This is a genomic window from Streptomyces sp. PsTaAH-137 (assembly GCF_003259365.1).
Lineage (GTDB): Bacteria > Actinomycetota > Actinomycetes > Streptomycetales > Streptomycetaceae > Streptomyces.
Window position 1 is genome coordinate 152,351 of the sequence record NZ_QLLY01000005.1, and the last position, 24,740, is coordinate 177,090.

At 71.5% G+C, this 24,740-nt stretch carries 20 protein-coding genes; 13 read left to right on the forward strand and 7 right to left on the reverse strand.

Going from position 1 to position 24,740, the window contains the following annotated elements; all coding sequences use genetic code 11:
• Positions 1-4: 4 nt before the first annotated feature.
• Genes K377_RS12530 through K377_RS12545 form a run of 4 tightly spaced genes read right to left on the reverse strand, consistent with a single transcriptional unit; the run spans position 5 to position 4,249 of the window.
• Positions 5-853 carry an SDR family NAD(P)-dependent oxidoreductase gene (locus tag K377_RS12530; protein ID WP_111663360.1) on the reverse strand — a complete coding sequence of 283 codons (849 nt, stop codon included), beginning with the start codon at positions 851-853 and terminating at the stop codon, positions 5-7.
• Entirely contained in the window at positions 850-1,692 is an 843-nt protein-coding gene (locus tag K377_RS12535; RefSeq protein WP_111663361.1) for an amidohydrolase family protein, read from the reverse strand. Before K377_RS12535 ends, K377_RS12530 begins: the two co-directional genes overlap by 4 nt.
• Positions 1,689-2,879: a mandelate racemase/muconate lactonizing enzyme family protein gene (locus K377_RS12540; protein ID WP_111663362.1), complete on the reverse strand. Its 1,191-nt coding sequence runs from the start codon at positions 2,877-2,879 to the stop codon at positions 1,689-1,691. The genes K377_RS12535 and K377_RS12540 overlap by 4 nt, the downstream gene beginning before the upstream one ends.
• Positions 2,879-4,249 (reverse strand): aspartate aminotransferase family protein, encoded by a 1,371-nt coding sequence (locus tag K377_RS12545; RefSeq protein ID WP_111663363.1) that lies wholly within the window; start codon positions 4,247-4,249, stop codon positions 2,879-2,881. Before K377_RS12545 ends, K377_RS12540 begins: the two co-directional genes overlap by 1 nt.
• Positions 4,250-4,479: 230 nt before the next feature.
• Between K377_RS12545 and K377_RS12550 the strand changes: the two genes are divergently transcribed.
• The 11 genes from K377_RS12550 to K377_RS12600 all read left to right on the forward strand — a co-directional run bounded on the left by K377_RS12550 (position 4,480) and on the right by K377_RS12600 (position 17,447).
• Entirely contained in the window at positions 4,480-5,304 is an 825-nt protein-coding gene (locus K377_RS12550; RefSeq protein ID WP_111663364.1) for an IclR family transcriptional regulator, read from the forward strand.
• A 371-nt stretch (positions 5,305-5,675) separates the two neighbouring features.
• Positions 5,676-7,829: a peptidase C14 gene (locus K377_RS12555; RefSeq protein ID WP_237551968.1), complete on the forward strand. Its 2,154-nt coding sequence runs from the start codon at positions 5,676-5,678 to the stop codon at positions 7,827-7,829.
• A 34-nt stretch (positions 7,830-7,863) separates the two neighbouring features.
• Positions 7,864-9,123 carry a Gfo/Idh/MocA family protein gene (locus K377_RS12560; protein ID WP_111663365.1) on the forward strand — a complete coding sequence of 420 codons (1,260 nt, stop codon included), beginning with the start codon at positions 7,864-7,866 and terminating at the stop codon, positions 9,121-9,123.
• A gap of 85 nt (positions 9,124-9,208) precedes the next feature.
• A complete protein-coding gene (locus tag K377_RS12565) occupies positions 9,209-10,438 on the forward strand; it encodes an ABC transporter substrate-binding protein (RefSeq protein WP_258395027.1) in 1,230 nt (409 codons plus the stop codon).
• Between the two features lie 65 nt (positions 10,439-10,503).
• The gene (locus K377_RS12570; RefSeq protein WP_111663367.1) at positions 10,504-11,409 is read left to right on the forward strand and encodes a carbohydrate ABC transporter permease; all 906 of its coding nucleotides are present in this window, start codon (positions 10,504-10,506) and stop codon (positions 11,407-11,409) included.
• 2 nt (positions 11,410-11,411) lie between these two features.
• A complete protein-coding gene (locus tag K377_RS12575) occupies positions 11,412-12,338 on the forward strand; it encodes a carbohydrate ABC transporter permease (protein ID WP_111663368.1) in 927 nt (308 codons plus the stop codon).
• 8 nt (positions 12,339-12,346) lie between these two features.
• Complete coding sequence (locus tag K377_RS12580) at positions 12,347-13,375, forward strand: NAD(P)-dependent oxidoreductase (RefSeq protein ID WP_111663369.1); 1,029 nt, start codon at positions 12,347-12,349, stop codon at positions 13,373-13,375.
• An 8-nt stretch (positions 13,376-13,383) separates the two neighbouring features.
• Positions 13,384-14,412: a dihydrodipicolinate synthase family protein gene (locus K377_RS12585; protein ID WP_111663370.1), complete on the forward strand. Its 1,029-nt coding sequence runs from the start codon at positions 13,384-13,386 to the stop codon at positions 14,410-14,412.
• The gene (locus K377_RS12590) at positions 14,396-15,409 is read left to right on the forward strand and encodes a hydroxyacid dehydrogenase (RefSeq protein WP_111663371.1); all 1,014 of its coding nucleotides are present in this window, start codon (positions 14,396-14,398) and stop codon (positions 15,407-15,409) included. Before K377_RS12585 ends, K377_RS12590 begins: the two co-directional genes overlap by 17 nt.
• A 52-nt stretch (positions 15,410-15,461) precedes the next feature.
• Positions 15,462-16,310, forward strand: coding sequence for a fumarylacetoacetate hydrolase family protein (locus K377_RS12595; RefSeq protein WP_111663372.1), 849 nt, complete (start codon positions 15,462-15,464; stop codon positions 16,308-16,310).
• A gap of 159 nt (positions 16,311-16,469) precedes the next feature.
• Positions 16,470-17,447, forward strand: coding sequence for an alpha/beta hydrolase (locus K377_RS12600; RefSeq protein ID WP_111663373.1), 978 nt, complete (start codon positions 16,470-16,472; stop codon positions 17,445-17,447).
• 79 nt (positions 17,448-17,526) lie between these two features.
• On the opposite strand, the gene K377_RS12605 is transcribed toward K377_RS12600, so the two are convergent.
• Positions 17,527-18,690: an acyl-CoA dehydrogenase family protein gene (locus K377_RS12605; protein WP_111663374.1), complete on the reverse strand. Its 1,164-nt coding sequence runs from the start codon at positions 18,688-18,690 to the stop codon at positions 17,527-17,529.
• 58 nt (positions 18,691-18,748) lie between these two features.
• A complete protein-coding gene (locus K377_RS12610) occupies positions 18,749-20,389 on the reverse strand; it encodes a succinic semialdehyde dehydrogenase (protein ID WP_111663375.1) in 1,641 nt (546 codons plus the stop codon).
• Positions 20,390-20,591: 202 nt separating this feature from the next.
• On the opposite strand from K377_RS12610, the gene K377_RS12615 reads away from it, so the two are divergent.
• Positions 20,592-21,797 carry an oxygenase MpaB family protein gene (locus tag K377_RS12615; RefSeq protein WP_111663376.1) on the forward strand — a complete coding sequence of 402 codons (1,206 nt, stop codon included), beginning with the start codon at positions 20,592-20,594 and terminating at the stop codon, positions 21,795-21,797.
• 8 nt (positions 21,798-21,805) lie between these two features.
• Here K377_RS12615 and K377_RS12620 read toward each other — a convergent pair whose 3' ends face one another.
• Positions 21,806-22,969: a TetR/AcrR family transcriptional regulator gene (locus K377_RS12620; RefSeq protein WP_161195179.1), complete on the reverse strand. Its 1,164-nt coding sequence runs from the start codon at positions 22,967-22,969 to the stop codon at positions 21,806-21,808.
• Between the two features lie 181 nt (positions 22,970-23,150).
• On the opposite strand from K377_RS12620, the gene K377_RS12625 reads away from it, so the two are divergent.
• Entirely contained in the window at positions 23,151-24,719 is a 1,569-nt protein-coding gene (locus K377_RS12625; protein WP_111663378.1) for a long-chain-fatty-acid--CoA ligase, read from the forward strand.
• The last annotated feature ends 21 nt before the right edge of the window (positions 24,720-24,740 follow it).

Consider the following 24,740-nt stretch of genomic DNA (forward strand, 5'->3'; position numbering starts at 1 on the left):
CTCCTCAGTTGTCCTTGCGTGTAAGTGAGTTGCTGTACGGCGGCATGAACCGCATCCGGGGCATCTGGTCGGCGAGCACGCCGCCGTCGACGACGATCCGGGCACCGGTGAGGTACGCACCCGCGTCGGAGGCGAGCAGCAGCAGCGCCCCGACGCAGTCGTCCGGCTGGGCGTAGTGGCCGAGCGGGATGCGCTCGCGGTAGGCGGCCTCGAACGCCTCACGGTCGAAGGGGAACTCCCCGTCGATCGGCGTCTCGACCATGCCCGGGGCGAGGGTGTTCGCGGTGATGCCGTGCGGGGCCAGCTCCACCGCGTAGGTCTCGGTGAGGAGCTGCGCCGCCGCCTTGGACGCGTTGTAGTGGGCGAGGCCGGCCTCGGCGACCAGCGCGTTCTTCGAGGTGATGGTGATGACGCGGCCCCGGACTCCGTCGGCGACCATGTGCTCGGTGACGCGCTGGGTGAGGAAGAAGACGGCGTCGACGTTCACCCGCATCACCGCCGCCCAGCTCGCCGGGGTGATCTCGCCGACCCGTTCCAGGGCGGCCGTGCCCGCGTTGTTGACGAGGATGTGCAGCGGCCCGCAGTCGGCGCGGACGGTGTCGGCGAAGGCGGCCAGCTCCTCGGTGCGGGACAGGTCCTGGCCGTAACTCCACGCGCGGCGGCCGAGCTTCTCGACGGCGGCGGCCGTGGTGCCGATGCCCTCGGCTCCCGGCAGGTCGACGAGGACGAGGTCCGCGCCCGCCTCGGCGAGGCCGACGGCGAACGCGCGGCCGAGGCCCCGGGCCGCACCGGTCACCAGCGCGGTGCGGCCCGTCAGGTCGAAGCGGTCGACGCCCCGCGCCCCGGCGCTCACGACAGCCCCAGGAGATCGAGGGAAGGGCGTTCGATGATGGCCTCCACCGCGTCCGCGTCCAGCGGCGGGAGGCCGGGGATGCCGGGGATCGCGGCGATCTCCCGCAACCCCTTCACCGAGTCGTCGACGGTGGTGAACGGGTAGTCGCTGCCGAACAGCAGCTTGTGCAGGACGCCGTAGTCCTGGGCGAGCCGAAGGCTGTGCCAGAGCTGGAACGGCCGGTAGTGCAGGGCGCTGATGTCCGCGTAGACGTGCGGGTGCTTCCGGATGACGGCGATGCACTCGCCCTCGAACGGATGGCCCAGATGGGCCAGGACCATGCGCAGTTCGGGGTGTCGGATGGCGACGGCGTCGAGGTGGCGCGGCATCGCGTACTCCAGCGGCGCCGCCGACACGAAGGTGGTGCCGGTGTGCACGAGGAGCGGCAGGCCGTGCCGTTCGGCATACGTGTACAGCTCGTCGTACTCCTCGGCCGCCGGGTCGAATCCCGCGTACATCGGCATCAGTTTGATGCCGCGCAGGCCCAGTTCCTGGTGTCCGTACCGCAGTTCGTCCTGCCAGCCGGGCTGGGTGGGGTCGAGGGCGAGATAGCCGATCAGGCGGTCGGGGTGCTCGGCGACGTAGGCGGCGACGGCCGTGTCGTCGACCCACAGGCCGCTGCGGCGGGCCTTGCCGCCGACGACGATCGTGCGGGTGTCGGCGGGCGAACTGGCCGCGTACTCGTCCCACGTGACCGTGAGGTCGACCTCGCCCTCGTGGGCGCGGGCGGAGTCGGAGGCGAACGGGTCGGTGAAGTCGTGGCTGTGCCGGAACAGATGGGAGTGGACGTCGACGATCATGCCCGGTTCCTCTTCTCCCAGCCCTCGGCGAACATGTTCCAGAACCGGTGGGTCGGCGGGTGCTCCTCGAAGACCTCGTCGACGAGTTCGACGCCGAGGCCGGGCTCCTTGGGCAGGTCGATGTGTCCGTCGGCGGCGAGCGGCAGGGTGCCCTTGAGGGCTTCGAAGACGTAGTCCTCCAGGAGGCCGTCGAAGGTCTCCAGGATCTTGAAGTTGGGGATGCCGAGCGCGGCGTGCACCGAAACGGTCGTGCAGAGCGGCGAGTTGGAGTTGTGCGGGGCGACGAGCATGCCATGGGTGTCGGCGATCGCGGCGAGCTTGCGGACCTCGGTGAAGCCGCCGGCCATCGACAGGTCGGGCTGGATGATGTCGACGGCCTCGGTGGCGAAGAGCTGCTTGTACTCGTAGCGGTTGTGGAAGTGCTCGCCGCCGGAGATGGGGAACGGGGCCCGCTGCCGCAGCTCCGCGTAGCGCTCGATGTGGGTCCAGGGCAGCGGCTCCTCGAACCAGCCGATGTCGTACGGCTCCAGCTCGCGCAGCAGCCGGGCCGCGGTCGGCATGGCGAACCGGGCGTGGCCCTCGATGAAGAGGTCGATGTCGGGTCCGACGGCCTCGCGGACGGCTGCGACGAGGTCGACGGAGCGGCGCAGTTCGGCGCGCTCCAGCTCGTGCAGGCCGGGGCCGAACGGGTCGAACTTCAGGGCGGTGAAGCCCTTTTCGAGGATGGAGCGGGCCTTGGCGGCGAAGACGTCCGGTTCGCGTTCGCCGTTGTACCAGCCGTTGGCGTAGACGCGGACGCGGTCGCGGCAGGCGCCGCCGGTGAGCCGGTAAGCAGGGACGCCGAGGGCCTTGCCCATCAGGTCGTACATGGCCTGATCGAGGCCGGACAGGGCGATGCCGCCCATGTCGCCGCCGCGCAGGAAGTCGCCCTGGTAGAGCCGCAGCCAGACTTCCTCGATGTCGAAGGGGTCGGCGCCGATGAGGTGGCGGCGGGCGAGGGACTCGGTGAGGGCGCAGACCTCCTGGCCCCGGTAGGGGTGGGTGATCTCGCCGATGCCGGACAGGCCCTCGTCGGTGTGGACGCGGACGTAGCCGAAGTCGCGCCAGGCGGTGCCGAGCATCAGGGTCTCGACGCGGGTGATGCGTCCTGCGGGGCCCGCCGGGCGGGTGGTGTTCACGGTGAGCATCAGTTGACCGCCCCGCCCATCGTCGACGTGTTCTCCAGGTCGCGGGCGCCGCCCTCGGCGAGGACGGCCTTCACGGCGGCCTCGGTGCCTTCGAGGAGCCGGTCGACGTCGGCGTCCGTGTGCGCGTAGCTGATGTGGCTGCGCTTGAGGTTGAGCGGCAGCTCGAACAGACCGTGGTCGAGGAGCTTGCGCCGGTAGCCGACGAACAGTGACGCGTCGTTGGCGAGGAGGTCGTCGTAGGTGCGCGGGGTGTCGGGGCCCGGCATGAAGTACGAGACGAAGACGGAACCGTGCCCGGTGACGACGGCCGGGACGCCCAACCGGTCGTAGAGCGCGGCGAGTTCGGCGCGGACCCGGTTGCCGAGGCGGTACACGTGGGCGTGGACCGGCTCCTCGCGCAGCTTGCGCAGGGTGGCGAGGGCGGCGGCGACCACGGACGGGTGGCCGTTGTAGGTCCCTGCGAAGAACGCGGGGGCGCCGGGCCGGGTGGAGAAGAGGTCCATCAGGTCGGCGCGGCCGCCGATGGCGCCGACGGGCGCGCCGTTGGCAATGGCCTTGCCGAGGGTGGTCAGGTCGGGGGTGACGCCGCAGATGGACTGCCAGCCGCCGAGGTCGTGCCGGAAGCCGGTGATGACCTCGTCGAAGACCAGCACGCTGCCCGCCTTGACGGTCTCCTCGCGCAGGGTGGTCAGGAACTCCTGGTGCGGCAGGAGGGCACCGACGTTGTGCGGTACGGGCTCGACGATGACGGCGGCGATGTCGTGGCCGTGCTCGGCGAAGGCGCGACGGACGGCGTCGCTGTCGTTGAAGGGGAGCACGAGGGTGGCGTCGAGGACCTCCGGCAGGATGCCGGTGGAGATCGGGTCGTGGGAGCCGACCTTCTCGGGTGCGGAGATGACGTTGAGGCTCACGGCGTCGTGCCAGCCGTGGTAGCAGCCCTGGAACTTGACGATCAGGCGGCGGCCGGTGGCGGCGCGGGAGACGCGCAGCGCGTGGAACGTGGCCTCGCTGCCGGTCGAGGTGAGCAGCACCTTCTCGACGGACGGGATCAGCTCGACGAGCTGCTCGGCGAGGGCGACCTCGCCCTCGGTGACGCCGACGCCCATGTGCCCGAGGCGGGCGCCCGCCTCGGCGGCGGCGCGGGCCACGTCGGGGTCGTTGTGGCCGAGCAGCGGCGGGCCGAACGCGGCGTGGAAGTCGGTGAACTCGCGGCCGTCGGCGGTCCGGAAGCGGGCGCCTCCGGTGCCGGTGACGACGAGATCGGTGAGGCCGGGGATGCTGCGCTGGCCGCTGTTCACACCGCCGGGCACGACCGTGCGGGCGCGCTCGGCGATCCGGGCTCCGGAGGTGGCGTCCGGGCCTGCACTCATGGGGCTTGCTCCTTGCGTCGAGAGTCGTCGATGTCAGGGGCCCTGCCCGGCCCGTGCACCCTGGCGCCATCCGCCCGGCAGTCTCCGCAGGAAGTGTTCTCACAGACGTTCTGAATTTTCAGAACAGCGTTCTGTGGTGCAGAACACGTCTGGAGACTACGACCGGTTCCCGGGCCGGTCAACCCCCTTCGGGCGTCATCCAGAACAGGATGTGACTAGACTGTTCGGCCATGACGAACAGTGAGGGCCCAGACTCCCCACCGGCCGAGCCGAAGTACTGGGTCAAGAGCGTCGCCAGAGCCGCCGACATCCTCGAAGTCCTCGCCGCCCCGGCGCCCGGAAACGGCCTGAGCGTCACGGAGGTCGCGCAGACCTGCGGGATCTCCAAGAGCGCCGCGTTCGGCACGCTGCAGACACTGCGCTCGTACGGTCTCGTCTCCGACGACGGCGAGGGCATGAGCCGGCGCTACCGCCTCGGCATGGGGCTCGCCCGGCTCGGCGACCGCGCCCGGTCGCAGGTGTCCCTGCGCGGGGTCGCCCAGCCGGTGCTGCGGGAGCTGACCGCCGGGACCGGGATGGCCTCGCGGCTCGCCGTGCCCGAGGACGGCCACGCGGTGGTCGTGGACCAGGTCGAGCTGGACCAGCGGGTCCGCCTCGATCTGCGCATGGGCCAGCGCGAGCTGCCGCACTGCACCGGGCTCGGCAAGGCGCTGCTGTCGGCGGTGCCGGAGGCCGAGGCGGCGCGGGTCGTCGAGCGGTTCGGGCTGCCTCGGCGCACTCCTCGTACGATCACCGATCCCGCCACGTTCCTCGCCCACCTCAAGGACATCGACCGGGTCGGGTACGCGCTCGACGACGAGGAGGACGCCGAGGGGATCATCTGCATCGGGGCGCCCGTGCGGGACGATCACGGGGTGTGTGTCGGGGCGATCAGCATCACGGGGCTGAAGTTGGGGCTGCCTGCCTGGAAGTACCAAGAGTTGGGCGGTCAAGTGCGGGACGCTGCGCGGGCGGTCAGTTCGGCGTTGGGCTGGGTTTTCGAGGGGTCCGCCTAGGCGCCGTTCAGGGGTCTCTTGGTGTGCGGGCGCGGGTCGTGTGTGGCTGGTCGCGCAGTTCCCCGCGCCCCTTACGGGGCCCGATCAGCCGGCCGCGCCCACGCGGCGGAGCCACACATTGGCACAGCCCCGCGGCCCTGGCGGGGCTTGACGGCTGGAATCGTTCGACGTACGGTCCTGGGCCATCAGCCGGTTGTCGCTTCATCACCGGCACTTCACCTCGATCGATCCGCTCCCCGGTACCTGCCCATGTCACCGGGACGCACCCTGAGTCGCCTCAGGAACGGTCGCTTTCAGCCATCCGCCGTCACGGCAGCACCCCGCAGGAACGCTCCCCTCCCTTCGGCACTTCTCGGAAGGCGAAGTCCGTCATGAGCGTTCCGCAGCATCCGAGCACGACCACGAGAACCGATCGCCGCGCCCTGTTGCGCGCTTCCGGCCTCGCCGGCCTCGCCGTCGTCGGCACTGTCGCGGCCACCGGCACCGCGCAGGCCGCGTCCCAGGAAGATGTCGGTCACGTCGACACCGTCGCCGAACTGCGCGCCGTGAAGGGTGTCCGGGACGGGGCGGTCGTGATCGTCGCCGGTTACCGCACGCCCGGTGACGGCGGCGCCATGGCCGTCCGCTGGGACGCCGGCTCCCGGGCCGCCCACAACGGCGGCACCGTCATCGCCCCCGCCAAGACCACCGCCCGGGGCCGCTGGCACCAACTCCACACCGGCGTCCTGGACTTCCGCACCTTCGGCCACTTCGACGCCGACACCCCCGCCGACGCCGCCCTCGACGCCATGGTCGACGACCCGGCCGTCCACCGCATCGAGGCCCACACCGACCTCCTCTTCACCAAGCGCCACCTGTGGCACCGCTCCCGCATCGAACTCGACTTCCACGGCCACCGCATGCTCACCACCGGCATCGAGGCCAACACCCACGACAACCCCTTCGGCGCCGTCCTCGCCTTCCGCGGCACCCCCACCGACACCACCCACACCCACAAGCTGGGCGCGGCGATGCCTGACCTCTCCGACCTGTTCGAGGTCGGCGACTCCGGTCTGTTCAAGGCCGGCCAGTGGTGGGCCGTCGAGGTGGACGCCCTGTCGGGGAAGTACGAGAAGGAGATCCAGCGGCTCGTCCAGGTCACCGATGTCGTCGACGGCACGCACATCCGCGTCGGCTACCAGATCGGCTGGGACCTCGCGGCGGGGCGGACGCTCACCTGGACGCGGGTCGAGCCGGTCGACGGCGCCCATGTGCGCAACCTCGTCTTCGAGGGCGCGGGCGACGACGAACTCACCGGCTCGCACCCGGTGTCGTACGAGTACGCGGTCCGCTGCGACGTCTCCGGCATTGAGGCGACCGGCACCTTCTGGCCCGTGGTCATGCGCCGCTGGTGCACCTTCTTCCGCACTGAGCAGTGCTCGCTGGCCAACCCGAAGTCCGTGACGTACGGCGGCGCCGGCTATCTGACCCAGCAGATCTACTGCCTGTACGGGCACGTCGAGGACTGTCACACCTCCAACGCCCGGCATCTGAACGACTTCACGGCCTCCGCCTACTGCTATGTGACGAACTGTCACGGCGACGGGGACGACCAGGGCCCGTTCGTCACGCACGGCCAGTTCGAGCACGACCTCGTGTACACGGGCAACTCCGGTCTGATGACGTTCGCGAACTCCGGTGCCGCCTGGGGCGGCGCGGCCAAGCGGATCACGGTGCGGCGGCACGCCTGCTCGTGGTTCGTGGCCCGGGTCAAGGTCACCGACCTCACCCTGGAGGACGTCACCGTCATCGGGAAGCCGTCCCTCGACGGCTCCGGCATGCTGTGGGTGAACGCCGACGGCATCCAGATGCGGGGCTGCACCGCGAGCGGCCCGCTCATCGTGTCGCAGGCCTCGTCGCGGTCGAAGCGCCCCAACGTGATCGCCGATTCGAGCTTCGCGTTCGCGTCCGGCGCCGAGATCACCAAGGCGGACGTCGCCGATCCGCTCACCCTGCGCGGCGTCACCCTCACCGGGGTCGGTGGCGCCGCCTTCAACGGCACCGGCCCGCTCACCCTCGACGGCTGCACCCTCACCGGCGCTGCGGACGCGGCCGCGGTCTCGTACGCGCACCGCGAGCTGACCTTCCACGGCGGTGAACTCAAGGACACCGGGGTCACGTTGACCGGCGCCAAGGACCAGCGACTGCGCGCCGACGGGCTCCGCGTCGGCGGCGGCACCAGGGACGACGCCCTGCTCACCCGGGCGGGCGGCGCCGAGCGCACCGTCACCTGGGAGCTGTCCGGAGTCACCTCCGACGCCGCCGACGCGAAGACCGCGCATCTGCTCGTCACCGAGGGCGTCAACCGGTACCGCGCCACGGGATGCACCTTCACCGGCGGGCGGCTCGACCTGCGCGCCGCCGCGTTCGCCGGCTCCGGCAGCCATCTGCTGCACACCGGCTGCGTCGAGGACGGCGTCGAACGCGCCGCCCTCCCCGACGAGGGCGCGCGCGTCGCCCACACCGCGGGCACCGTCCGCTACTGACACCCCGGCCCACCGACACCTCCAGGGAACCCTCGTGTCCACGCACACCCCGATCACCGGCCGCCCGGTCCGCGTCGCCCTCGTCGGCGCGGGCAACCGCGGCCTCACCTACGCCGAGTGGATCAAGCAGCACCCCGAGCGGGCCGAGCTGGTCGCGGTCGCCGACCCGCGCCCCGCCGCGCGGGCCGCGTCCGGGGCGCCCGTCCAGTACGAGGACTGGCGGCCGCTCGCCGAGGAGCGGATCGCGGACGCGGTGATCGTCGCCACCCAGGACCGCGACCACGTCGAACCGGTCCTGGCGCTCGCCCGCGCCGGGTACGCGATCCTCGCCGAGAAGCCGCTCGCGCCGACCGAGGAGGAGACGCGGACCCTCGTCGAGGGGGTGCGGGAGGCCGGCGTGCTGTTCGCCGTGTGCCACGTCATGCGGTACATGCCGTACACGGACCTGGTGAAGGAGGTCGTCGACTCGGGAGTGCTCGGGCAGCTGGTGTCGGTCGACCATCTGGAGCCGGTCGGCTGGTGGCACTACGCGCACAGTTACGTCCGCGGGCCGTGGAGCAGCGAGAGGGACTCCTCCCCGATGCTGCTCGCCAAGTCCTGTCACGACCTGGACTGGCTCTCGTACGTGCTGGGCGACGCCCGGATCGAGCAGGTCGCGAGCTTCGGCGGGCTGCGGCACTTCACACCCGGGAACGCCCCGGAGGGCTCCGGCGAACGCTGCCTGGACTGCGCGGTCGAGGCCCAGTGCCCTTACAGCGCCTTGAAGTTGTATGTCCCCACGCTCCGCGAGCGGGGTCCGGTGTGGCCGGTCACGCATGTCACGGAGGCGACCGACGAGGCCGGGCTGCTCACCGCGCTGCGCGAGGGCCCGTACGGGATGTGCGTCTACCGCTCCGACAACGACGTGGTCGACCACCAGGTCCTCGCCATGCAGCTGTCGGACGGGGTGACCGCCACGTTCCAGATGGTCGCCTTCACCGAGCAGACGCACCGGCAGACCCGGATCTTCGGCTCGCACGGCTGGCTGCGCGGCGACGGCGAGCGGGTCACCGTGCAGGACTTCCGCACCGGCGAGACCGTCGTGCACGAGCTCGGTGCCAGCGGGTCGAACGCGGCCGACGGGCACGGCGGCGGCGACACCGCACTCGTCGAGGCGTTCGTGCGGGCCGTCGCGACCGGCGACCCGGCCGCCGTGCGCTCGGGGACGACGGCGTCCCTCGGCAGCCATCTCGCGGCGTTCGCCGCGGAACGGGCCCGGCACACGGGGACCGTGCAGACCGTCCCCGCCCACTGACCTCCCCCACACCCTTCCACGCCCCTTCCACGCCCCTGGAGAAACCCTCATGTCCCGTACCACGCAACGGAGTTCCAGACTGCGTGTGGCCGCAGCGCCCGCCCTCGCCACCGTCCTCGCCGTGAGCGCCCTCGCCGGGTGCGGCGGCTCGGGCAGCGGCTCCGACAGCAAGACCGTCACCATGTGGACGTACCCCGTGATCTTCGACGAGGCGAAGAACAAGGCGTACTGGGACGGTCTGGTCTCCGCGTTCGAGAAGAAGCACGCTGGCGTCACCGTCAAGGTGGAGACCTTCCCCTGGGCCAACCGCGACACCCAGCTGGCCACCGCCATCGCCTCCGGCAAGGGCCCCGACGTCGTGTACCTGATCCCGGACCAGCTGCCCAAGTACGCGAAGAACATCGTGCCCGCCGACGACTACATGCCGGCCGACGCGAAGAAGGACTACACCGACTTCGCGCTCCAGTCGGTGACCGTCGACGGGAAGGCGCTGGGCACCCCCGTGCTCACCAGCGCCAACCCGCTGATCTGCGACAAGCGGGTCTTCAAGGCGATCGGCGAGACGTCGTACCCGACGACGTGGGCCGACCTCGAAGCGCTGGCGCCGAAGTTGAAGAAGAAGGGCTACTACGCGACCAGCTACAGCGGTGACACGCAGCAGACGCTCAACATGACGTTCTACCCGCTGCTGTGGCAGGCGGGCGGCGACGTGTTCGCCGAGGACGGGAAGGCGACGACGTTCAACAGCGCCGCCGGTGTGAAGGCGCTGACGTACCTGAAGAAGCTGGTCGACGGCGGCTACACCGACAAGGACCTGGTGACGACGACGCCGAAGCTGGAGCAGACGCCGGTCGCCCAGGGCAAGGTCGCCTGTACGTGGCAGAACACCCCGGCGGACGTCGAGCCGTTCTGGGGCAAGGAGAACATCGTCGTCCAGCCGCCGCTGAAGGACGCGAAGTCGGTCGGGTACGGGACCGTCGGCGCGCTGTCGATGCTCAAGGGTGCCAACACGGACCTGGCCGGCGACTGGATCGGCTTCGTCGCCGAGCCGAAGAACGCGGCCGGTCTGGAGAAGGGCGCGGGCTACTTCCCGGCGCGCGAATCGGCCGGTGACCTCTACCCGGGCGACGCGCTCCAGAAGGCCGTCGGCGACACCCTGCCGACCATGACGGCCGGCCCGCTCCAGGACAAGGCGCGTGAGGTGATGGGCGTGCTGGCGCCGGAGATCCAGGCGGCGCTGCTCGGCAAGAAGTCGCCGAAGGACGCGCTGGACACGGCGGCCAAGGCGGCCGACGCGCTGGCCGCCCGCGGCTGACACATTCGAGCCCGTCCGGCGATCGAGGACTGCACCCCCTCCCCCGTACCACAAGGAGACCGACCGTGACAGCAGTCGCGGACCACACCCGCCGAACCACCCGCCCCGGCCCCCAAGCGCGCCGCGAAGCCCGGATCGGCCTGCTGTTCGTCCTTCCCTGTTTCCTCCTCTTCCTCGCCTTCCGGTTCGGTCCGGGTGTCGCCGGTGTGCTGATGAGCTTCACCGACTACACCCTGACCGGAGGCGGCAGGTTCATCGGCGTCGACAACTTCACGCGTCTGTGGGCCGATCCGCTGTTCTGGAAGTCCCTCAAGGTCACCGTCCTGTACACGGTGCTCGCCGTGCCGGGCACGCTGGTCGCTTCGGTGGCGCTCGCGCTGCTGACGCGGCGGGCGTTCCGCGGCTCGAAGGTGTTCCGTTCGGTGTTCTTCCTGCCGGTCGTCACCTCGCTGGTGCTGGCCGCGACCGTCTTCGTGTGGATCTTCTCGACGGGCGGCCCGTGGGCGACGTTCGTCAGTTGGTTCGGCATGTCCGACGAGTCGTGGCTGACGTCCGACACGCTGGTCGTCCCGGCGCTCGCCGTGGTCGGGATCTGGTCCCGCTTCGGCTACGGGATGCTGATCCTGCTGGCCCGGATGCAGGACATCCCGCGGGAGCTGGAGGAGGCCGCGCTGACCGACGGCGCGGGGCCCTGGCAGCGCTTCCGGCACATCGTGCTGCCGCAGTTGCGGCCCGCGCTGTTCTTCCTCGCCGTCATCGAGACGACGGCGTCGTTCCAGGTGTTCGACGCGGTGTACACGATGACCGGCGGCGGCCCCGCCAACGCCAGCTACACCCTCGTGTTCCAGCTGTACGACGCGGGCTTCAAGTACTTCGACCTGGGCTACGCCTCCGCGATCGGGGTCGCCCTGTTCGTGCTGACCCTCGTGGTCGCCGTCGTCCAGCGGCTCGTGATCGGGAAGGACCAGTGACCATGACCGCACCGCCTGTCGAGAAGACCCCGACTCCCGCGCCGGAAGCGCCCGTTCGCCCGTCGCGGCGGCTGCGCAAGGAGGCCGAACGGGACTTTGTGCCGGCCGGACTGCGCGGCACGCCCGGCGGCCGGATCGTGCGGGGCGTGCTCCTCACGATCGCCGCGCTCGCCACGATCTTCCCGTTCTACGCGATGGTCGTCCTGTCCCTGAAACCGTCCGCCGCCGTGGAGTTCCCCGGGAGCCTGCTGCCGTGGCCGCTGACCGGCGAGGCGTACGACTCGGTGCTCGGCTCGCAGGACGTGCCGCGCTGGCTGCTCAACACGCTGGTCTACTCGGTCGTCTCCGTGGTCGGCGTGCTGCTCCTCGCCTCGCTCGCGGGATACGCGTTCGCCAAGAAGCGGTTCCCGGGGCGCGAGGCGATGTTCTGGTCGTTCCTGTCGATGGTGATGGTGCCCTACCACGTCACGATGATCCCGACCTTCGCGATGATCGCGAAGCTGGGCGGCGTCGACACCTACTGGGGGCTCATCGTGCCGACCCTCGCCAACGCCCAAGCGGTGTTCCTGATGCGGCAGTTCATCCAGGGACTGCCCGACGAGCTGTTCGAGGCGGCGCGGCTCGACGGGTGCAGCGAGTGGCAGGTGTTCCGCCGGATCGTGCTGCCGCTGCTGAAGCCGATCCTCGCCACGCTCGGCGTGTTCGTCTTCCTGTGGCACTGGAACGACTTCCTGTGGCCGCTCGTCATCGGCCAGTCCACCGACATGCGCACGCTCACCGTCGGCATCGCCTCGCTCCAGCAGCAGAACGTGCCGCTGAACGTGGTCCTGTCGGGTTCCGTCATCGCGTTCGTGCCCATCTTCGCCGCGTATCTGGTGGGCCAGCGCTACTTCACCGAGGGCGTCACGGCGTCCGGGATCAAGGGTTGAGTTCCACGATGTTCACTGCTGAGGCGGCGCTGGAAGAGCGCCTGGCCACCCCCTCCCCCGCGCTCGTCGCGGACCTCGCCGGGCTCGACGGCGATCTGCTGGTGCTCGGCGCGGGCGGCAAGATGGGCCCGAGCCTGTGCCGGCTCGCGCGCCGCGCCCTCGATGCGGCGGGCCGCACCGATGTCGCCGTGCACGCGGTGTCGCGCTGGTCGGACCCGGAGGCGGCGCGCGCCCTGGAGGCCGACGGGGTGCGCACGGTCGCCTTCGACCTGATGGACCCGGCGGCCGACCTCGCCGCCCTGCCGGACGCGGGCAACATCGTCTTCATGGTGGGCGCCAAGTTCGGCTCCGCCGGGACGCCTGCGCACGCGTGGGCGGTGAACGCGGCCATGCCGGACCGCGTCGCGCGCCGCTGGCCGACGGCCCGGATCGCCGCGTTCTCCACCGGCAACGTGTATCCGCTGGTCCCGGTGAGCTCGGGCGGCTGCACCGAGGACGACCCGGTCGCGCCGGTCGGCGAGTACGCCATGTCGTGCCTGGGCCGCGAGCGGATCTTCGGTCACGCCGCGCTCACCCGGGGCACGCCCGTCGCCCTGATCCGCCTCAACTACGCGGTGGACCTGCGCTACGGAGTCCTCGCCGACATCGCCTCCCGGGTCCGCGACGGCGAGCCGGTGGACGTGACGACCGGGCACGCCAACGTCGTCTGGCAGGGGTACGCCAATGAGGTCGCCCTGCGCTCGTTGAAGCACGCGGCGGACGGCGACGGGTTCACCGTGAACCTGACCGGCCCGGAGACGGCGTCGGTGCGGCGGCTCGCGCACTGGTTCGGCGCGGAGTTCGGCAAGGAGCCGTCCTTCACGGGCACCGAGGCGCCGACGGCGCTGCTGTCCGACGCGAGCCGCTGCCACGCCCTGTTCGGCTATCCGGACGTGCCGCTGCGCACGCTGGTGAGCTGGCAGGCCGACTGGCTCCGCCGGGGTCTGCCGCTGTCCGGCAAGCCCACCAAGTTCCAGGTCCGCGACGGAAGGTTCTGAACCGCACCATGACCGCGCTCGAAGTGCTCTCCCAGGGCACCGTCATCCCCGCCCACCCCCTTGCACTCGACGCCGACCGCAGGCTCGACGAACGCCGCCAGCGGGCGCTGACCCGCTACTACCTGGCGTCCGGCGCGGGCGGTGTCGCGGTGGCCGTGCACACCACCCAGTTCGAGATCCGCGAGCCCCGCGTGGGCCTGCTGAGGCCGGTGCTCGAACTGGCCGCCGAGACCGTACGGGCCGAGGCGGGCCGCCCCTTCGTGAAGGTGGCCGGGGCCTGCGGGTACACGGCGCAGGCCGTCGCCGAGGCCGAACTCGCGGCATCGCTCGGCTACGACGCGGTGCTGCTGAGCCCCGCCGTGCCGGGCGCCGACGAGAAGGGCCTCCTGGAACGGGCGCGGGCGGTCGGCGAGGTGCTGCCGGTCATCGGCTTCTACCTCCAGGAAGCCGTCGGCGGGCGGTACTTGTCGCCGGCGTTCTGGTCGGCCTTCGCGGACCTGCCGTCGACGGCGGCCGTAAAGATCGCCCCCTTCGACCGGTACCGGACGGCCGACGTCATCCGCGCGGTGGGCGCCGCCGACCGCGCGTCCGAGGTGGCGCTGTACACCGGCAACGACGACGACATCATCGGCGACCTGCTCACCCCGTACGAGACGGCGGGCGGGCGTCGCTGGTTCGCGGGCGGGCTGCTCGGGCAGTGGGCGGTGTGGACCCGGTCGGCGGCCACGCTCCTGGACGACGTGCGGGCGGCGCGGGCCGGTGACCACGAGGCGCTGCTGCGCTGTCTGGCCCGCCGCCCCGAGCTGACCGACGCCAACCAGGCCGTCTTCGACGTGCGCGGGGCGTTCCGCGGCTGCATCGCCGGTATCCACGAAGTCCTGCGCCGTCAGGGCCTGTTGGAGGGCATCTGGTGCCTGGACCCGGCGGAGACGCTGTCACCGGGCCAGGCCGACGAGCTGACCCGGGTGGCGGCCGCGTACCCGTGGCTGACGGACGACGCCTTCGTGAAGGAGCACCTGGATGACTGGCTCCGCTGAGCGGCCGAAGGTCGTGGTGAGCGTGCCGCCGGGGCGGCGGGAGGAGTTCTTCACCGCCGAGACCTGGCGGCGCCTCGACGCGGCGGCGGACCTGACCGTCCTCGACGCGCACACCGACCGGGCGGCGCTGACCGCGGCCCTGCCGGGCGCCCGCGCACTGATCACGTCCTGGGGCACACCGCGGATCGACGGCGAACTGCTGACGCACGCGCCGGAGTTGGAGTTGGTGGCGCACACCGGTTCGGCCGTCGCCCCGTACGTCGCCGAGGAGGTGTTCCGGCGCGGGGTGCGGGTCACGCAGGCCGGGGACGAGATGGCGCGGCCCGTCGCCGAGGTGGCCCTCGCGTTCACGCTCGCCCTGCTGCACCGCACGCACCGCTTCGACCACGCGCTGCGCACCGGCGCTTCCTGGGAGGCGGCGGGACAGGCGCCGCCCCGGCACGAGATCCACGGCAGCGCGATCGGGGTGATCGGCGCGTCCCGCACGGGCCGGGCGTACATCGCTCTGGCCCGGGCGCTGGGCGCGCGGGTGTCGGTCACGGACCCGTTTCTGCCGCCGTCCGAGGCGGACCGCCTCGGCGTCGAACTCATGCCGCTGGAAACGCTGTTGCGGAGCAGCAGGATCGTCGCCGTGCACGCCCCGGCCACCGAGGAGACCCGGCGCCTGCTCGACGTGGAGCGACTGGCCCTGCTGCCCGACGGGGCCGGGCTGGTGAACACGGCCCGCTCCTGGCTCGTCGACGAGTCTGCGCTCGCCGCCGAACTGCGCACCGGCCGGATCGACGCCGCCGTCGACGTCTTCGACGCGGAGCCGTTGCCCGTCGACCACCCGTTCCGCACCCTGCCGAACGTCCTGCTCACCCCGCACACCGCGGCGGGCACCGTGGAGTGCCGGCAAAGGCTCGGCGCGAGCGCCGTGACCGAAGTGCTGCGCCTGCTCGACGGGCTGCCCGCGCTGACGGCGGTGGGCGTCGAGTCGCTGGCGCGGCTGCACTGATCCACTCACCCACCCTTCCCTGCAACAGGACCAGTTGGAGATCTGACCTCTCATGCGTCTCATGCGCGTCGGCCCGCCGGGCCGCGAACGTCCCGTCCTCGCCGCCCCCGACGGCCGCCACCACGATCTGTCGTCCGTGACGGACGACATCGACGGCACGTTCCTCGCGGCTCTCGCGGAGCGCCCCGGACTCGTGCCACCGGCCGAGGACCTGCCCGAGATCGACCTCACCGGTCAGCGGGTGGGCGCGCCCGTGGCCCGGCCCTCGGCAGTGCTGTGCATCGGCCAGAACTACGCGGCGCACGCCGCCGAGTCCGGTGCGCAGCCGTCCGAGCAGCCGATCCTCTTCTACAAGTCGCCGAACACGGTCGTCGGTCCGTACGACGACGTGCTGATCCCGCGCGGCGGGGAGAAGACCGACTGGGAGGTCGAGCTGGCCGTCGTCATCGGCCGCCGCGCCGCCTATCTCGACTCGCCCGAGGAGGCGCTCGCGCACGTCGCCGGGTACGCGGTCAGCAACGACGTGTCCGAGCGGGCCTTCCAGCTGGAGGTGTCGGGCGGCCAGTGGTCCAAGGGCAAGAGCTGCGCCACGTTCAACCCGCTCGGTCCGGTCCTGGTGACGGCGGACGAGGTGGGCGACCCGCAGGGGCTGCGGCTGCGGTCGTGGGTCAACGGTGAGCCGCGGCAGGACTCGGTGACCGCCGACATGATCTTCTCGGTCGGCGAGATCGTGCACCACCTGTCGCGGTACCTGGTCCTGGAGCCGGGCGACGTCATCAACACGGGCACACCGCAGGGCGTGGCGCTGTCGGGCCGCTTCCCGTATCTGGGCGACGGCGATGTGATGGAGATGGAGATCGCGGGGCTGGGCCGGCAGCGCTCGCTGTGCCGGCCGGCCTGACGCGGCTACGGAGCGTGGCGCCGAGTTGCGGCGCACCGGGGGTCGGCAAGGATGGGATCTCCACACGGAGGCGGTCGCCGGCACGTCCCGCGACAGCCGTCCCGCGGGCCCGCCATCTGGCCCGATTCGCTCGGTTCCCCGCTCTGGAGGCGTGTGCGCATGTCGAATCTGCCCGACCCCATCACCCCGTACCTGGAGCCCGCCGCCCGCGAGCTCGCCGAGGCCACCGACCCGCACCCGCGGATCTACGAGGTCCCGCCGGAGCAGGGCCGTGACATCCTCGCGGGCCTGCAGAGCGGCGAGGGCGTGGCCCGGCCCGAGGTCGACGAGGAGTGGGTCGACGTCGACGCGGGCGAGTGGGGCACGGTCCGTACCCGCATCATCAGGCCCAAGGGCGCCACCGGCCCGCTGCCCGTCGTCGTGTACATCCACGGCGCGGGGTGGGTCTTCGGCGACGACAAGACCCACGACCGTCTCTTCCGGGAACTGGTCGTCGGGGCGAACGCGGCGGGTGTGTTCCCCGTCTACGACCGGGCGCCGGAGGCGAAGTACCCCACGCAGGTGGAGCAGAACTACGCCGTGGGCCAGTGGGTCCTGAAGAACGGCGCCGAGCACGGTCTGGACACCTCGCGGGTGGCGGTGACCGGTGAGTCCGTCGGCGGCTGCATGTCCGCCGTGTTCGCCCTCATGAACAAGGAGCGCGACAACGGCATCGACCTGAAGGCGCAGGTGCTGCTGTACCCGGTGACGAACGCGGACTTCGACACCCCGTCGTATCTGCAGTTCGCCGAGGGCTACTACCTCACGCGCGACGGCATGAAGTGGTTCTGGGACGCCTACACCGGCGATCCGGAGGAGCGCAAGCAGCACTACGCGTCGCCGCTCCAGTCGAGTCTCGACCAGCTCAAGGGGCTGCCGACCACGCTGGTGATCACCGACGAGGCGGATGTGCTGCGCGACGAGGGCGAGAGTTACGCCAACAGGCTCCGCGAGGCCGGTGTCGACGTCACGTCCGTCCGCGTCGCCGGCATGGTCCACGACTTCCTGCTCCTGGACAGTCTGCGTGACACCCGCGCCGCGAACGTCGCCCGGCACCTCGCGATCGACGCGCTGAACAAGGCCCTGAACGACAACTGACACCCCCGACGGGGTACCGGCGGGCGGGCCCCACGGGCCCGCCCGCCTGCGGCTGCGCCCTCCACGGCAGGCGCCCGGGCTAGAGATCCAGGTCGCGGGCGACGATCTCCTTCATGATCTCCGTGGTGCCGCCGTAGATGGTGGTGATGCGGGAGTCGAGGTAGGCGTGGGCGATGGGGTACTCCAGCATGTAGCCGTAGGCGCCGTGCAGTTGGAGGCAGCGGCCGACGATGTCGACGTACTGCTCCGTCGCCCAGAACTTCGCGGCGGCGGCGTCGACGGCGCTCAGGGCGCCGCGGGAGTGCCGGGCGAGCAGGTCGTCGATGTACGTGCGGCCCACGCGGGCGGTGGTGGCCATGTCGGCGAGCTGGAAGCGGGTGTTCTGGAAGGAGCCGACGCTCCGGCCGAACGCCTTGCGCTCCCGCACGTAGTCGACGGTCCGCTCCAGTACGACCTCGATGGACGCCATGGCGTTGGCGGCGATCGAGATGCGCTCCTGGGGAAGATTGCGCATCAGGGCCCGGAAGCCCGAGCCCTCGGCTCCCAGCATGTGGGCGGCGGGGACGCGGACGTCCTGGAAGAACAGTTCGCTGGTGTCCTGGGCGTGCAGGCCGACCTTCTTCAGGTTGCGGCCGCGGGAGAAGCCGGGCCGGTCCGCCTCGACGACGAGCAGGCTCAGGCCGCCGTGCCGGTCGGGCCCGGTGCGGACGGCGGTCACCACCAGGTCGGCGTTCTGGCCGTTGGAGATGAAGACTTTGCTGCCGTTGACGACGTAGTCGTCGCCGTCGCGGACGGCGGTGGTGGCGATGCCGGCCAGGTCGCTGCCGGTGCCGGGTTCGGTCATCGCGACCGCCACGACGAGCCGTCCGGCCGCGATGCCGGGCAGCCAGCGGGCCTTCTGCGCGTCGTCGGTGAGGTCGGTGAAGTACGGCACGACGATGTCGTTGGAGAGGCCGACCGCCGCGAGGGCGTCCGCAGCGGGGTGGCGGGAGAACTCCTCGCCGATCACCGCGTTGAAGCGGAAGTCGGTGATCCCGCCGCCGCCGTACTCCTCCGGGATGTTGAAGCCGAGGAGTCCGGCGCGGGCGGCCTCCTCGAAGAGGTCCCGGTCGACCACTCCCGCCTCCCGCCACCGCTCGGCGTGCGGCGCGGCGTGCTTGTCGGCGAACGCGCGGACCGTCTCCCGCAGCAGTTCGTGGTCCTCCTCGTAGAGCGAGCGCTCTCCGATCACAGGGCTTGCCATCAGATCTCCGATCCGGACCGGTCTCGTACGTCCGTCATGTCGTCCCGCGCGTCATCGCTCATCGCACACCGAGCCGGCGCAGCAGGGCGAGTTGTCCATTGGTGCGGCGGACGAAGTTCCGCACGGCGCTCTCCCCCGGCTTCGGCGGTCCGAGCGGCAGGAGCCGCTGGGTCGCGACGGTCTGGGTCTCGGTGTACTTGCGGATGCCCTCGGCGCCGTGGCGGCGGCCGAGTCCGCTGTCGCCCATGCCGCCCATCCCGGCCTCGATGCTGCCGGCCGCCGCGGACGCGCCGTCGTTGATGTTGACCGATCCGGCGCGGATCCGCGCCGCCATCCGGGCGGCCTCGCGGGTGTCCTTCGACCAGATCGACGCCGAGAGGCCGTGGCTCCCCTGGTTGGCGAGGCCCACGGCCTCGCTGTCCGAGCCGACGGCGTAGAGGGAGATCACCGGGCCGAAGGTCTCCTGTGCGCACACGGACATCTCCTGGGTGACGCCTTCGAGGACGGTCGGTTCGTAGCAGAGCGGGCCGATGTCGGGGCGGGCCCGGCCGCCCGTCAGCACGGTCGCGCCCTTGGCCACCGCCTCGTCGACGTGGGCGGTGACCGCCGCGAGCCGCGCCTGCGAGGTCAGTGATCCGACGTCCGCCGAGTAGTCGTAGGCCGTCCCGAGCCGCAACGCCCGTGTCGCCCGGACGAGTTCGGCGCGGAAGGCGTCGTGGATCTTCTCGTGCACGTAGACGCGTTCGATGTGGATGCACATCTGCCCGGTGTTGGTGAAGGCCGCGGTCACCGTGCCGGCCGCGGCGGCGGCGAGATCGGCGTCCGCGCGGACGATCAGCGGGTTCTTGCCGCCGAGTTCGAGCGAGGCGCCGACGAGCCGCCGCGCGGCCCGCTCCGCGACGGTGCGGCCGGTGGCGGTCGAGCCGGTGAAGCAGACGAAGTCCACGGCGTCGGTCAGCGCGGTGCCCACCGCGGCCCCGGGCCCGGCGACGATCTGCCACAGCCCGGCGGGCAGTCCGGCCTCGGCCATCAGGTCGCGGGTCCAGAGCAGGGTCAGCGGGGTCTGTTCGTCGGCCTTGGAGACCACGGCGTTCCCGGCGAGGAGGGCGGGCAGCGCGTCGCCGACGCCCAGGTACAGGGGGTAGTTCCACGGGGAGACGATGCCGACGACGCCCTTCGGGACGCGGATCTCCCTGACCTTCGTCAGGCCGGGCACCATGCCCCGTACCCGGCGCGGCGCCAGGTAGTGACGGGCGCGCCGCGCGTAGTGCCGGGCGATCGCCGCGACCTGCGCCACCTCCTGCCAGGCGTGGAAGCGCGCCTTGCCGGTCTCCCACTGGATCAGGTCGAGCACCTGGTCCTGGCGGCTCAACAGCAGGTCGTGGAAGGCGAGGACGGTGTCGCGGCGGTGCGCCGATGACGACTGTGCCCAGCCGGCCCGGGCGGCCCGGGCCTCGGCCACGGCCGTCTCCACGTCGTGCGCGGTGCACGCGGGGACGGCCGCGATCGGCGCCAGGTCGAACGGCGCGAGGGCGGTCAGCGGCTCGGCGGCGCCGGGTGCCGCCGCGTCCCGGCTCACCCACCCGCACCACCGCGCGATCAGTTCGTCCGTCACCCACGGCGGCCGGGCACTCGTCGGGACCGGGCCGTCGGGCGGGAGGCCGCCGGGCGCCGGGGTCTCGTCCTGCTCCGTGGTCATGCGCGCTCCTCGGTCGTGGTCCGAGCCGGCGACGGCCCCTGGTTTTCGCTCGCGTCACTGCCCTTGTCGACCTCGGCGAGCATCGCTATGTTAATCAAAAATCACATCCTGGAACAAGCTCCCGAGCCTGGCCGACAGAGCCAACTCCGAGCATTTCAAGGCGAGATGAGCCGCACTCCCTACCAGGAAAGCGAGCAAGTGAATGGACAATCTCAGTCGCAGAAGAGTCCTCTCGCTCGGGGCCGCGCTGGGCCTCGTGAGCGCGACGGGCACCACCGGCGCCTGGGCGTGGTCCCCGGCGGGTTCGGTCGCCGGCAGCGGTACGGGCACCGATCCCGAGTACGTGTGGGACGACGAGGTGGACCGCCTCCTCGCCTCGCTCATCGACAGCGGCGGGGTCCCGGCGGTCAACAGCGCGATGGCGTCGTGGGTGAACAACGACGACCCGCTGCCCAGCAACCTCCCGGCCGACCTGACCGCCTACCTCCAGAAGGTCAACCGGCTGCCGTCCTGGGCGGATCCCGCGAAGCTGGCCCGCGCCGCCGACTTCAACCGGCGCAAGGACACGTACCTCTTCGTGCTGTACGGCCTGGGCAGCGGCATCATGAGCACGGTCATCCCGCGCGAGGCCAGGAGCGTCTACTGGTCGGCGGGCGGCGCGGACATGAAGGACCGCGCGGCCAAGACGTTCACGTTCGGCTACGACCTCGCGCAGCTCAAGGGCTTCGAGCCGACGGGCCAGTTCATCGTGACGGCGAACAAGACCCGCCTGGTGCACGCCGGGGTGCGTCATCTGCTCCCGCGGTCACCGCACTGGAGCACGGGCGCGGACCAGAGGATCCCGATCAGCAACGCGGACATCCTGGTCACCTTCCACAGTCTCGGCACGTACGTGCGCCGGAAGCTGCTCGACTGGAAGGTCCCGTTCTCCGCGGCGGACCAGGATGCCTTCCTGCACAGCTGGCAGGTCGCGCTGCACCTGCTCGGGGTGCAGGACCAGTACATCCCCGGGACGTGGGCCGACGCGGAGGCGCAGTCGGGCCAGGTGCTCACCCCGATCCTCTCCCCGACGACCGAGGGCATCGAGCTCGCCGAGGACCTGCTCGGGCTGACCGCCCAGGTGGATCTGGGCGTCACGCGCGGATTCCTCAACGAGTTCGTCCGCTACGTCCTCAGCGACGAGATCGGCGACTGGCTGGGCCTGAAGCGTGACTACGCTTCGGCGGCGCTGATCCGCACCGTGTGGCCGGCGTTCATCCTGTTCCGCGAGGGCCTGTCACCCGTCGCGCCCGCCGCCTTCTACGTGTTCGACCAGTTCGTGCGCGCGCTGGCCATGGCGTTCCTGAACAACGGCGCCTCGGGCACGACCACACCCATCGTGATCCCGACGGGCAACCGCCCTTCCTAGGGCGGGTGTCAGAGGCCCAGCGCGCCCACGACCAGCGCGGTCACGGCCGCGCGGGCCTCGGGGCCGTCGCGCCAGCGCAGGCTCCGCCCGGCCTCGACCACCACGCCGAACCCGGCATGCACGAGGACCCGGGCCTGGCGCGGGTCGAGTTCCGGGCGGGCGAGCCGCAACTGCTGCTCCCACACGGCGATGTGCTCGCGCTGCGCCTGGACCAGGGGGCGCTGGAGGTCGGCCGGGAGACCGGCGAACTCCGCCTCGGCGACGCTGGTGAGCGCGGTGTGCTCGAAGCTGTAGGCCACGTACGTCGCCGCCAGCGCGCCGATGGCCTCGCGCGGCCCCGCCACCTCGTGCAGGCTGCGGTCCACGGCCTGGGCGAGCAGTCCCGCCGCTTGCAGGCACGCGGCGGCGAGGATGTCGACCTTGCCCGGGTAGTGGCGGTAAAGCGCGGACGGGGCGAGGCCGACCGCGCGGGCGATCTGGCCGTTGGTGACGGCGGCGAACCCGTCGCGGGCGAACAGCGGGACGGCCGCCGCGAGGATCTCCCCGCGCCGCGAGCGCGGGACGGGCAATGCGGGCAGGTCGACGGAGGGCTCGCTCCCGGCCGCCTGGGCGGGGTCGGTCCCGGCCACCCGCAGGGCGCACTCCACCAGCAGTTCCTCGACCCGGCGCTGCGCAATGGAGGTGTGGTGCATCGTGATCGACCCGATGGCGCCGAGCGCCGCCACCGCGCGCAACTGCTCCTTCGGCAGCGGGTGTTCGCGCCGCGTCACCTCGGCCACCCGCCCGACGACGTACCCGAACTTCGCCCGCAGCAGCCGACGGTCCTCGCGGTGCAGATACCTGGCCTCCCAGCGGTACACGCCGCCCGAGGCGCGGTGCGCGACGGTGACCCGGACCAGGGCGGTGAAGACCTCCGCCGGGCCGGCCTCCGGCGGCAGTGCGTCGAGCGCGGCGACGAGCCGGTCCGCCATGGCGTGCGCGCACTCGGCGAACAGCGCGTACTTGTTGGGGAAGTGCCGGTACAGGGCGGCGGCGGTGATGCCGACCCGGGCGGCGATCTCCTCCATGGACGCCGCGTGGAATCCGCGCTCGCTGAAGAGCCGGCCGGCCGCCTCGACGATGAGCTGTCGGCGGTTGCGGGGCCGGGTGGGCGAGGCCGACCCGACCGTCATGACCGGCCGGACGACTGCGGATACGGGGGCATGGGGCTCAGTCAACCACACGCGTGACCGCACCCGGCACGATGTGATTTCCCATTAACAAAATGCTTCACGAGCCTTCTCCGCAGGCCGTATTGACCGGCACAATGCGGCAGCGGCCACCCGATCGCCACGACCCCCGAGGAGTCGCCCCATGCCGACCGACACGGCTCCCGCCTGGTCCTTCCGGCACCACTGGATGTCCCAGGCGGCCACCCACGCGATGATGCGCCCCGACAAGCCCGCGCTGCGCTTCCAGGGACGGACGACGACCTGGGCCGAGCTCTCCGGGCGCTCGCTGCGGCTGGCCGCCGCGCTCGCCGACCGGGGGATCGCCGAGGGCGACCGCGTGGTCCTGCTCACGCTGAACCATCCGTGGTTCGTGGAGAGCGTGTTCGCGGCGAACAGCCTCGGCGCCATGGCCGTCCCGCTCAGCTTCCGGCTCGCGCCGCTGGAACTCGACGGGATCCTCGCCGACTGCACCCCCGCGGCCGTCGTCGTCGACGCGCGGCTGCTGCCGCTGCTCGACGCGGCGCCGAACAGCGCGTCGGTCGGCACGGTCGTCGTCATCGGTGACCTGCCCGACGGCGCCGGGGCCCGGGGCCTGCTCGCGTACGAGGACTTCCTCGCGGCCCACGAGCCGCTGGAGCTGCCCGACATCAGCGAGGACGCGACCGCGCTGATCATGTACACCTCGGGCACCACCGGCCGCCCGAAGGGCGTGCTGCTGTCGCACCGCAACATGCAGGTGCAGGCGCTCACCTGCATCCGCGCGATGGAGATCTTCGACGACTCCGACATCGGCTTCCTGACGGCCCCCTTCTTCCACATCGCGGGCCTCGGCTCGATGGTGGCGAACTTCGTGGTGGGCAGCACCGTCGTGATCCATCCACTGGGGGCCTTCGACCCGCAGGAAGTGCTCGACGCCTATGAACGCGAGGGCGCCACGGTCGTGTTCAACGTGCCGCAGCAGTGGGACCTGCTCTGCGCCCAGCCCGGCATCGGGAAACGGGATCTGAAGCTGCGGATCATCAGCTGGGGCGCCGCGCCCGCGAGCGACGCGACGCTGCGCGCGATGGCGGACAAGTTCCCCGGCGCGCTCAACGTGGCCGTGTTCGGCCAGACCGAGACCTCGCCGATCACCTGTGTGCTGCGCGGGGAGGACTCGCTGCGCAAGCTGGGCTCGGTCGGGCGGCCGATCCCGAGCATCCAGTACCGCGTCGTCGACGCCGACATGAACGACGTACCGGCAGGCGAGATCGGCGAGATCGTCTACCGCGGGCCGTCCGTGACGCGGGGGTACTGGAACAAGCCGAAGGAGACGGCCGAAGCCTTCGACGGCGGCTGGTTCCACTCCGGCGACCTCGTCACCCAGGACGACGAGGGCTTCGTGTGGGTGGTCGACCGCAAGAAGGACATGATCATCAGCGGCGGCGAGAACATCTACTGCGCCGAGCTGGAGAACGCCGTCGCCGCGCACCCGGCCGTGCTCGAGGTCGCGGTCATCGGCCGGCCCGACGAGCGCTGGGGCCAGGTGCCGGTCGCCTACGTCACCGTGGCCCCGGGAACCGAACTGTCGCTGGAGGACCTGACGGACTTCCTCGACGGACGGCTCGCCTCCTTCAAGCGGCCCAAGGACCTGGTCGTCCTCGCCGAACTGCCGCGGAACGCGGGCGGCAAGGTGGTCAAGCCGCTGCTGCGGTCCCGGGACGCGGCGCGCTGACCGGGTGCGGCCGCGCCCTCG

Bases quoted from the DNA above. Each gene is read 5' to 3' on its own strand.
- K377_RS12585 (WP_111663370.1), top strand. From the start codon at position 13,384: ATGACCGCGCTCGAAGTGCTCTCCCAGGGCACCGTCATCCCCGCCCAC.
- K377_RS12535 (WP_111663361.1), bottom strand. From the start codon at position 1,692: ATGATCGTCGACGTCCACTCCCATCTGTTCCGGCACAGCCACGACTTC.
- K377_RS12610 (WP_111663375.1), bottom strand. From the start codon at position 20,389: ATGACCACGGAGCAGGACGAGACCCCGGCGCCCGGCGGCCTCCCGCCC.
- K377_RS12615 (WP_111663376.1), top strand. From the start codon at position 20,592: ATGGACAATCTCAGTCGCAGAAGAGTCCTCTCGCTCGGGGCCGCGCTG.
- K377_RS12545 (WP_111663363.1), bottom strand. From the start codon at position 4,249: ATGAGTGCAGGCCCGGACGCCACCTCCGGAGCCCGGATCGCCGAGCGC.
- K377_RS12540 (WP_111663362.1), bottom strand. From the start codon at position 2,879: ATGCTCACCGTGAACACCACCCGCCCGGCGGGCCCCGCAGGACGCATC.
- K377_RS12625 (WP_111663378.1), top strand. From the start codon at position 23,151: ATGCCGACCGACACGGCTCCCGCCTGGTCCTTCCGGCACCACTGGATG.
- K377_RS12590 (WP_111663371.1), top strand. From the start codon at position 14,396: ATGACTGGCTCCGCTGAGCGGCCGAAGGTCGTGGTGAGCGTGCCGCCG.
- K377_RS12600 (WP_111663373.1), top strand. From the start codon at position 16,470: ATGTCGAATCTGCCCGACCCCATCACCCCGTACCTGGAGCCCGCCGCC.
- K377_RS12595 (WP_111663372.1), top strand. From the start codon at position 15,462: ATGCGTCTCATGCGCGTCGGCCCGCCGGGCCGCGAACGTCCCGTCCTC.
- K377_RS12605 (WP_111663374.1), bottom strand. From the start codon at position 18,690: ATGGCAAGCCCTGTGATCGGAGAGCGCTCGCTCTACGAGGAGGACCAC.
- K377_RS12620 (WP_161195179.1), bottom strand. From the start codon at position 22,969: ATGACGGTCGGGTCGGCCTCGCCCACCCGGCCCCGCAACCGCCGACAG.
- K377_RS12580 (WP_111663369.1), top strand. From the start codon at position 12,347: ATGTTCACTGCTGAGGCGGCGCTGGAAGAGCGCCTGGCCACCCCCTCC.
- K377_RS12550 (WP_111663364.1), top strand. From the start codon at position 4,480: ATGACGAACAGTGAGGGCCCAGACTCCCCACCGGCCGAGCCGAAGTAC.
- K377_RS12575 (WP_111663368.1), top strand. From the start codon at position 11,412: ATGACCGCACCGCCTGTCGAGAAGACCCCGACTCCCGCGCCGGAAGCG.
- K377_RS12555 (WP_237551968.1), top strand. From the start codon at position 5,676: ATGAGCGTTCCGCAGCATCCGAGCACGACCACGAGAACCGATCGCCGC.